Raw genomic sequence first — 8,911 nt, 5'->3', positions numbered from 1 at the left:
GTGGTGCGGGGGCGAGGCAGCCATCGCGAGCGCCATGTAGACCATGGCCGCGGTGCCCAACAGATGGTGCACATGGTGCGGACTCCTCCGCGCCGACCACCCCGACCGCGCCTTCTGCCCCCGCCGCCGGGCCCGGGCCCTCCGCACCCGCGCCGGGCGCGCCGAGCATGGCGCAGGGCGCCGTCCAGGTGCGGCAGATGTGGCCGAACATCCTGGAAGTGGTGAAGAACCGCCGCCGTTTCACCTGGATCCTGCTCAGCCAGAACGCGCAGGTCACCGGTTTCGACGGCACGACCCTCCAGATCGGCTTCGTCAACGCCGGTGCGCGGGACAACTTCAACAGCAGCGGCAGCGAGGACGTGCTGAAGCAGGCGCTGTCCGAGCAGTTCAACGTCCAGTGGAAGATCGACGCGGTCGTCGACCCGTCGGGCGGCGGCACCCCGCCCCCGCAGCCGGGCGGTTCATACGGCGGTGGCGGTGGCGGCGCAGCGGGTGGCTACGGCGGTGCGTCCGGTGGCTACGGCGCCCCCGGCCCCGCTACGCCCGCTTCCGGCCCGGCATCCCCCCAGGCCGCCCCCACCTCCGCGCCCGCCCCCACGAACACGACGAACTCGCCTTCGGCACAGGCGCCCGCCCAATCGCACCAACCCCCTGCCGCCCCCTCCCCGGCCCCCGCCCGTCGCACCGTGTCCGCCGAGGACGACACCGCCGAGGACGACGACCCCGACCTCGACGAATCGGCCCTCTCCGGCCACGAACTGATCGTGCGGGAGCTGGGAGCGACGGTGATGGAGGAGTTCACCAACGAGTAGCCGTCGGCTACTCCGACTTCGGCGACAACCTCACCGCCGCCCCCTCACCGCCGCCCACCCTGATGCCCTCAGGTGCGCGGGGCTGTGTCGCTATGCGGCTCCGCCGCGCGGGCGCGACCAGTCCCCACGCACCCGCACTCCGCAACCAGCCCGAACCCCCCACCCCCGACCCGCCCCCAACTCCGCTCCCGCGCTCACCCCAACCCCCACCCCGACCAACCTCACCCTCACCGTGACCTAGGCTGACCCCCGTGAAGGTCCTCGTCATCGGTACCGGTGCCCGCGAACACGCCCTCTGCCGTTCCCTGTCCCTAGACCCCGACGTCACCGCACTGCACTGCGCTCCCGGCAACGCCGGCATCGCCGAGGTAGCCGAGCTGCACCAGGTCGACCCCCTCGACGGCGCTGCCGTAACCGCGCTGGCGACAGCGCTCGGTGCCGAGCTGGTCGTGGTCGGTCCGGAGGCACCCCTCGTCGCCGGGGTCGCCGACGCCGTGCGCGACGCGGGTATCCCGGTCTTCGGCCCCTCCGGGGAGGCCGCGCAGCTGGAGGGCTCCAAGGCCTTCGCCAAGGAAGTGATGGCGGCGGCCGGTGTCCCCACCGCCCGCTCGTACGTCTGTACGACCCCGGAAGAGGTCGCCGAGGCTCTCGACGCCTTCGGTGCGCCGTACGTCGTGAAGGACGACGGACTGGCCGCCGGCAAGGGCGTCGTCGTCACCGCTGACCTCGAAGCGGCGAAGGCGCACGCCAACGCCTGCGAGCGCGTGGTCATCGAGGAGTTCCTCGACGGACCCGAGGTCTCCCTGTTCGCGATCACCGACGGCGTGACCGTCGTACCGCTGCAGCCCGCGCAGGACTTCAAGCGCGCGCTGGACGGCGACGAGGGCCCGAACACCGGCGGCATGGGCGCGTACTCCCCGCTGCCGTGGGCCGATCCGAAGCTGGTCGAGGAAGTACTCCAATCCGTCCTCCAGCCGACCGTCGACGAGATGCGGCGCCGCGGGACTCCCTTCTCCGGCCTCCTCTACGCCGGTCTCGCGATCACGTCGCGCGGTGTGCGGGTCATTGAGTTCAACGCGCGCTTCGGCGACCCGGAGACCCAGGTGGTCCTGGCCCGCCTGAAGACCCCGCTGGCCGGTGTCCTGCTCGCCTCGGCCAACGGCACCCTCGACGACCTGGCCCCCCTGCGCTGGAGCGAGGACGCGGCGGTCACCGTCGTCATCGCCTCGCACAACTACCCGGACACCCCGCGCACCGGCGACCCGATCACCGGCCTCGACGAGGTCGCGGCGCAGGACGCCCCGCACGCGTACGTGCTGCACGCCGGGACCAAGTACGACGGCGACGACGTCGTCAGCGCGGGCGGCCGCGTCCTCTCCGTCACGGCGACCGGCGCGGACCTCACCCAGGCCCGCGAGCGCGCGTACGCGGCCGTGGCCCGCGTCCGTCTCGACGGCTCCCAGCACCGTACGGACATCGCGGCGAAGGCGGCGGCGGGCGAGTAGCGGGCGAGTAACCGCCCGGTACCGCCCGGCACCGGCGGGTGGACAACCGTCCGACACCACCCGGCACCGGCGGGCGGACAACCGCCCGACTTCGCCCCGCACCGGCGGGCGGACAACCGTCCGACACCACCCCGTGCCGCCCGGTACCGGCGGGAAAACACCCGATATCACCGGACTCCGATGAACCCGGCAGGCCCCGAATCCGTCTCACGATTCGGGGCCTGATCCTTGCCCTGCGTCATCCACCTTTCCCCTGAGCCATTCCATCGAGTGACCGATGGCCCAACCGGCTGACGGGGGACGGGGCCCCAACTATGGTGCGGCGCAAGCGTTCCGGCACTTGGCCCACCGGCATTGCGATGTCAGTGGCGGGTGCCACAGTGGGGGAGTGAGCAACGCCAGCAGAGCGGGACAGCACGGAGGGGGTGAGGTCCGGTCGTGACCGGTATGGGTGTGGAGGCGGGCGCGCAGGCGGCGCGTTCCAGGGCCTTGGCCGTGCTGCGTATCCGCAGCCGGGCGCTGGCCGTCGCCCTGTTGCCCGCCGCCGTCGCGGTGATCCTGCTCGCCGGGGGTTCCACCGGCCATCTCGTGGGCCGGGGCTGGGACCTCTCACGCTGGATCATGGGCGTGGCCGCGGTCGTCGTGCTGCTCGCCGCCGGCGCCATCGCGCTGGTCGTCGCGCGGTCCCGTCCGGCCGTGAGTCCTACGGTCGCGATCGCCGAGGAGTCGGCCCCCGACCTGTACCGCATGGTGCGCGACCTCGCCGACCGCCTCGACGTCCCCGCGCCGTCCGCGATAGCGCTCACCCCGGACTGCGACAGCTGGCTGGAGGACCGCACCCACCCGTCACACGGCCCGCCCCCGAAGGAGAACCGCGACGAGATCACCGGCGTACGCGGCCTCACCCCGGGGCGTTCCCGTCGTACGGCCGCCTCGCCCGTCCTCGTCATCGGCTCGCCGTTCCTGTGGTGGATGCGGGTGGGCGAGCTGCGCGCGGTGCTCGCGCCGGTCGTCGCCGGTACGGGTCCCTCCGCGCACCCGGACATAGCCGCGGCCCGCCGTTTCGTACGGGGGCTGGACGCGGCGGTGGCCGTGACCTCGGCACCGCGCGGTCCGCTGTTCCGTTCGGTGCTCGCCGGTGTCGGCTGGGTCGCCCGGCTGCTGCTGCGCAGCTGCCGGGGGCACGCGGCCGAGATGGAGCGGGGTGTGGCCGCAGCTGCCGCCGAGCGTGCACAGGCTGTGGACTACGGCCTGCGGATCGTCGCGCAGGAACAGGTGGGCCTGGCGTACGCGGGCTGGGACCGGCTGCTCACCCGGGTCGCGCTGCCCGCGTGGCGGATGGGCCGCTGGCCTTCCCGGCTGGACGCGGGCGTCGTGGCGGCGCTCACGGAGCTGTCCCGCCGCGACCGCCTGGCCGCCGAGGGCTTCGCCTCCCGCCTGGGCGAGCGCCCCGCCTGTGACCTGCTCGAAGAGCCCGGCACGATCGACGAGGCGACCTCGCTCCTCGCCGCCCGCCTTTTCCACGGCGGCCCCGCCGAGGCCGGTCCCGACTGGGCGCCGGTGAGCTGGCAGGAGTACCCGGAGGAGGTCGTCGACCGCAAATGGCGCACCGACGCGGCCCGCCTCCACCGCGTCCTGGACACCCTCGGCGTCCGCCGCGCCCCCGATCCCACCCCGCCCCACCACGACGCCCCGACCCTGGCCCGCGTGGTGGACCACCTGACCGACCCGACGACGGCGGCGGGCGACCGGTACGGGGAGACCGACGGCCGTACGGACGACCGATACGCGGAGACCGATGCCGCTGACGTCGCCGACGTCGCTGATCCGTACGCGACGGACGCCACCATCAGCGGCCGGTCCACAGAACTGCAAGCCCCAGCCCCCCACCCGGAGCCGAAACCGGAGCCGAAACCGGAGCTGGAGCTGGAGCTGGAGCTGGAGCTGGAGTCGGACCCGCACCCGGAGCCGGACCCCCACGCGCACCCCCACCCGGAACCGGAGCCCTACAAGGCGATGGCCGCCGACGACGAAGAAGAGCTCGGCGAAGGCGGCTCCCCCCACAGCGCGGCCCTCGCCGCAGGCCTCACCGCGGAGTTGGCGCGCGAGGAGGCGGCGACCCCGCCGACCAGTTCGGCCCCGCCAGGGCAGGGCCCCGACACCGGGCTCTGGGACGACGCCGCGCTCCCCCTCTTCCCGCTCCAACCCCCGCGCACCGGGCGGGAGTTGCTCGCCGATCACGTCACGGCGATGGTGTGCTGCGCCGCGATGGACACCGCCGGCGCGCTGCCCGGCCTCGACTGGCTCGACGGCCCGACCCTGCTCGTCAACGGCGAAAGAGCGGCCGATCTCGCCCCGAGGGTGCTCAGCCTCGTGGAGGACGGCGACCCCGCCCCGCTGCGGGCCTGGCTGATCGACCTGGGCATACGCCCCGAGAAGCCGGTACGACTCGTCTGACATCGGGCCCCGCTGCCACCCGCCCGCCACCCATTCGTATCGGAACCCCAAGCTCCACTTTCGGTCAATTGGCAACGACCAGTGACAGAGTGCGTGCTTAATGTGATGTGCTGGGGCCGATCCCGTGCGCCGTCCCGTACCTGGCAAAGGCGTACGGCATACGACAGTTGGACGAAGAACCACCACGGGGGCACGAGGGAGGGGAGCGACCATGGGGTCGGAGCAGATCCGCCGCTGGGAGTCCGGAGCGCTGGCGCACGCCGTCACGGACCCCTTCGGGCAGGGCCCCGTCCCCTGGCTCCGGGGCAGCGAGACCTACTTCGACGACACCGGCCACGTCGTCCCCTGGTACATGGACCCGACCCCGGCCCACGCCCCCGGCAGGAACGCCCCCAGACTCCCCGCCCCGCGCGCGTCCGGGGGCGGCGGCCCGCGCTCCGCCGACGACGTCCGCCGCCAGATCAAGGGGTTCACCTCCGCGAGCGCGGTCGCACCCGGCGAGGCGCTCGACTTCCATGTCACGGTCGACCCGCCCCAGGAGTTCGCCGTGGACGTCTACCGCATCGGCCACTACGGCGGTGACGGCGCCGCCAAGATCACCACCAGCCCCCGGCTCTCGGGCATCGTGCAGCCCCCGCCGCTCACCGCCGACCGCACGGTCTCCTGCCACCACTGGTGGCTGTCCTGGCGACTGCAGATCCCGAGCTACTGGAACGTCGGCGCGTACGTGGCCGTCCTCACCACCGCCGACGGCTACCGCTCCCACATCCCGTTCACGGTCCGCGACAGCCACCCCGCCGACCTGCTCCTCCTCCTGCCCGACATCACCTGGCAGGCCTACAACCTCTACCCGGAGGACGGCCACACCGGCGCGAGCCTCTACCACGCCTGGGACGGCGACGGCCGGCTGCTCGGCGAGTCCGAGGCCGCGACGACGGTCTCCTTCGACCGCCCGTACGCGGGCGCGGGCCTGCCCCTCCATGTGGGCCACGCCTACGACTTCATCCGCTGGGCCGAGCGCTACGGCTACGACCTCGCCTACGCCGACGCCCGCGACCTGCACTCCGGCCGCGTAGACCCCACCCGCTACCGGGGGTTGGTCTTCCCGGGCCACGACGAGTACTGGTCGACACAGATGCGCCGTACCGTCGAACGCGCCCGCGACCACGGCACGTCCCTCGTCTTCCTCTCCGCCAACACCATGTACTGGCAAGTGGAGTTGGGGCCCTCCCCGTCCGGCGTCCCCGACCGCCTGCTCACCTGCCGCAAACGCCGGGGCCCGGGCAAACCGGTGCTGTGGCGCGAAGTCGACCGCCCCGAGCAGCAGTTGGTCGGGATCCAGTACGCGGGCCGTGTGCCCGAGCCGCACCCCTTAATCGTCCGCAACGCCGACCACTGGCTGTGGGAGGCGACCGGCGCGGGCGAGGGCGACTCGATCGAGGGCCTGGTCGCGGGCGAGGCCGACCGGTACTTCCCGCGCACCCAGCTCCCCCAGCACGAGGAGCGCATCCTCCTCGCCCACTCCCCGTACGCGGACGGTGAGGGCGCGCTGCGCCACCAGGAGACGTCCCTGTACCGGGCGCCGTCCGGCGCTCTCGTCTTCGCCTCCGGCACCTTCGCCTGGTCACCGGCCCTGGACCGCCCCGGCCACGTGGACGCCCGGGTCCAGCGCGCCACGGCCAACCTCCTGGACCGCATCTGCAAGCACGACTGACCGTCACGTACCAGGTCGACGCCCCCTGTCCGGAGGCCGGTCACACATACGGGACAATCGAGCCAGTTGGAGAGACCCACTGGAGGAACCGTGTCCGGATTCGTAGAAAAGCCCGAGCCGCTCCAGGTCCCGGGCCTGACGCACCTCCACACCGGCAAGGTGCGCGAGCTGTACCAGAACGAGGCCGGCGACCTGGTGATGGTCGCCAGCGACCGCATGTCCGCGTACGACTGGGTGCTGCCCACCGAGATCCCCGACAAGGGCCGCGTCCTTACCCAGCTCTCCCTCTGGTGGTTCGACCAGCTGGCCGACCTGATCCCCAACCACGTCCTCGGCACCGAACTCCCGCCCGGCGCCCCCGCCGACTGGGCGGGCCGCACCCTTATCTGCAAGTCCCTCCAGATGGTCCCGGTGGAGTGCGTGGCCCGCGGCTACCTGACCGGCTCGGGCCTGGTCGAGTACAACGAGACGCGCACGGTCTGCGGCCTAGCCCTCCCCGAGGGCCTGGTCGACGGCAGCGAACTCCCCGCGCCGATCTTCACCCCGGCCACCAAGGCCGCCGTAGGGGAGCACGACGAGAACGTGTCGTACGAGGAGGTCGCCCGTCAGGTCGGCGCGGACACCGCCGCGCAGCTGCGCCAGGCGACCCTCGCGGTGTACGGCCGCGCCCGGGACATCGCGCGTGACCGGGGCATCATCCTCGCGGACACGAAGTTCGAGTTCGGCTTCGACGGCGAGACGCTGATCGCCGCCGACGAGGTCCTCACCCCGGACTCGTCCCGCTTCTGGCCGGCCGAGACGTGGGAGCCGGGGCGCGCGCAGCCGTCGTACGACAAGCAGTTCGTGCGCGACTGGCTCACGTCGGCCGAGTCGGGCTGGGACCGCAAGAGCGAGCAGCCTCCGCCGCCGCTGCCGCAGCAGGTCGTGGACGCGACGCGCGGGAAGTACATCGAGGCGTACGAGCGCCTGACGGGCCTGAGCTGGAGCTAGCCCCGGAATCCCGGCGCACGAAAAAACCCCGGTCCACCCGGACCGGGGTTTTCACTTTGAGCGGACGACCAGGTTCGAACTGGCGACCTCAACCTTGGCAAGGTTGCGCTCTACCAACTGAGCTACGTCCGCGCTGCGCCGTGGCGCGAGAGCAACTATACCCAACCTCGCTCGCGTGCGAGACGCACTGCCGCATGACGGTTCTCGGCCCCGAGTTTCGAGACGGCGGAGGAGAGATAGTTCCGTACGGTGCCCTGCGAGAGCGCGGCCCGTTCGGCGATCTCCGCGACCGGCGCCCCGTCGGCGGCCAGTTCCAGCACCTCGGCCTCGCGCGCGGTCAGCGGTGAATCCCCGGCGGAGATCGCGTCGGCGGCCAACTCGGGGTCGACATAACGGTTCCCGGCATGCACCGTACGAATGATCTCCGCGAGCCGCTGCGCGCTGACGGTCTTTGGCACGAACCCCCGCACTCCGGCGGCAAGCGCCCGCTTGAGATGCCCGGGCCGCCCGTGGCCGGTCACGATCAACACCCGACACCCGGGCAACTCGGTCCGCAACGATGTGGCCACCTTCACACCGTCCGCCCCCGGCATCTGAAGATCCAGCACAGCCACATCCGGCTCATGCGCCCGAGCCATGGCGAGCGCCTCGGGCCCGGTAGCCGCCTCGGCCACCACCACGAGGTCGTCCTCCAGCCCGAGCAACGCGGCGAGCGCACCCCGGATGAGGTGCTCGTCATCGGCGAGCAGCAGTCTTACGACGGGGGCGGTCATGGGGTGCTCCTGGTCAGGGCGGGCAGTGGGCGGACGGGGTGGGCGGGGCGAACGGTCATGAGGCAACAACCCCCGTCACCGTGGGCAGCGGCACGGTCGCCACCCCTCTGACTCGGTCCTCGCCCACGGTCCCCGCCTCCAGTTCCCCGCCCACCGCGGTAAGCCGCTTCCGCAATCCCACCAGCCCCGACCCGCTACTTCCCCGTAGGGCAGGTGCCCGGCTCCCAGCGACCAGCGCACGTACGGCGCGCAGCGCGTTCATGAGGCCGCGCCCCCCGTCGCCGCCCCCGTAGCCGCAGGCAGCGGCACCGTGGCCACCACCCGGAACCGGTCGCCGTCCACAGCCCCCGCCTCCAACTCCCCGCCGACCGCAGTCAGCCGCTCCCGCAGCCCCACCAGCCCCGACCCGCCACTGCCGTCGCCCACCTTGGCCCCGTGGTTCTGCGCAGTCAGCCCCGGCCGGCCCCCGCCCTCGATCACCTCGGCCTCGTCGTTCTCCGTCGTCGGCCCCGGCGACTCCCCGCCGCCGTCGCCAACCTCGACCCCGTCGTTCCCCTCAGTCAGCCCCACCAGCCCCGACCCCCCACCCCCGTCGCCCACCTTGACCCCGTCGTTCTCCACGGTGAGCACAACCCGCCCCTCCGCCACCCGCACCCCCAC

At 72.7% G+C, this 8,911-nt stretch carries 7 protein-coding genes, 1 tRNA gene and 1 pseudogene; 5 read left to right on the top strand and 4 right to left on the bottom strand.

Annotated features, from left to right (window positions below; genetic code table 11):
- Positions 1-147: DUF5134 domain-containing protein (locus tag ACFWP5_RS50440; protein WP_384173520.1), on the bottom strand; the 147-nt coding region annotated here is incomplete at its 3' end.
- Between the two features lie 20 nt (positions 148-167).
- Between ACFWP5_RS50440 and ACFWP5_RS50435 the strand changes: the two genes are divergently transcribed.
- From ACFWP5_RS50435 to ACFWP5_RS50415, 5 genes are all read left to right on the top strand, one after another.
- Positions 168-812: a hypothetical protein gene (locus ACFWP5_RS50435; RefSeq protein ID WP_384173514.1), complete on the top strand. Its 645-nt coding sequence runs from the start codon at positions 168-170 to the stop codon at positions 810-812.
- Between the two features lie 251 nt (positions 813-1,063).
- The gene (purD, locus tag ACFWP5_RS50430; RefSeq protein WP_384173511.1) at positions 1,064-2,317 is read left to right on the top strand and encodes a phosphoribosylamine--glycine ligase; all 1,254 of its coding nucleotides are present in this window, start codon (positions 1,064-1,066) and stop codon (positions 2,315-2,317) included.
- Positions 2,318-2,764: 447 nt separating this feature from the next.
- Positions 2,765-4,774, top strand: coding sequence for a hypothetical protein (locus ACFWP5_RS50425; protein WP_384173517.1), 2,010 nt, complete (start codon positions 2,765-2,767; stop codon positions 4,772-4,774).
- A 211-nt stretch (positions 4,775-4,985) separates the two neighbouring features.
- On the top strand, positions 4,986-6,488 hold the full coding sequence (locus ACFWP5_RS50420) for a N,N-dimethylformamidase beta subunit family domain-containing protein (protein ID WP_384173508.1): 1,503 nt from the start codon (positions 4,986-4,988) through the stop codon (positions 6,486-6,488).
- Between the two features lie 90 nt (positions 6,489-6,578).
- Complete coding sequence (locus ACFWP5_RS50415; RefSeq protein ID WP_384173505.1) at positions 6,579-7,478, top strand: phosphoribosylaminoimidazolesuccinocarboxamide synthase; 900 nt, start codon at positions 6,579-6,581, stop codon at positions 7,476-7,478.
- A 59-nt stretch (positions 7,479-7,537) separates the two neighbouring features.
- On the opposite strand, the gene ACFWP5_RS50410 is transcribed toward ACFWP5_RS50415, so the two are convergent.
- From ACFWP5_RS50410 to ACFWP5_RS50400, 3 genes and pseudogenes are all read right to left on the bottom strand, one after another.
- Positions 7,538-7,610 (bottom strand) — tRNA-Gly (locus ACFWP5_RS50410).
- A gap of 23 nt (positions 7,611-7,633) precedes the next feature.
- The gene (locus tag ACFWP5_RS50405) at positions 7,634-8,251 is read right to left on the bottom strand and encodes a response regulator (protein ID WP_384173502.1); all 618 of its coding nucleotides are present in this window, start codon (positions 8,249-8,251) and stop codon (positions 7,634-7,636) included.
- A 258-nt stretch (positions 8,252-8,509) separates the two neighbouring features.
- Positions 8,510-8,911, bottom strand: a pseudogene (locus ACFWP5_RS50400) (hypothetical protein); the annotation flags it as partial.

Origin of the sequence: Streptomyces sp. NPDC058469, from assembly GCF_042721125.1 — a bacterium.
Lineage (GTDB): Bacteria > Actinomycetota > Actinomycetes > Streptomycetales > Streptomycetaceae > Streptomyces.
This window is presented reverse-complemented; position numbering and strand designations above follow the sequence as displayed.

Coding starts and splice junctions, on each gene's coding strand:
- ACFWP5_RS50425 (WP_384173517.1), top strand. CDS start 2,765: ATGGGTGTGGAGGCGGGCGCGCAGGCGGCGCGTTCCAGGGCCTTGGCC.
- ACFWP5_RS50405 (WP_384173502.1), bottom strand. CDS start 8,251: ATGACCGCCCCCGTCGTAAGACTGCTGCTCGCCGATGACGAGCACCTC.
- ACFWP5_RS50435 (WP_384173514.1), top strand. CDS start 168: ATGGCGCAGGGCGCCGTCCAGGTGCGGCAGATGTGGCCGAACATCCTG.
- ACFWP5_RS50420 (WP_384173508.1), top strand. CDS start 4,986: ATGGGGTCGGAGCAGATCCGCCGCTGGGAGTCCGGAGCGCTGGCGCAC.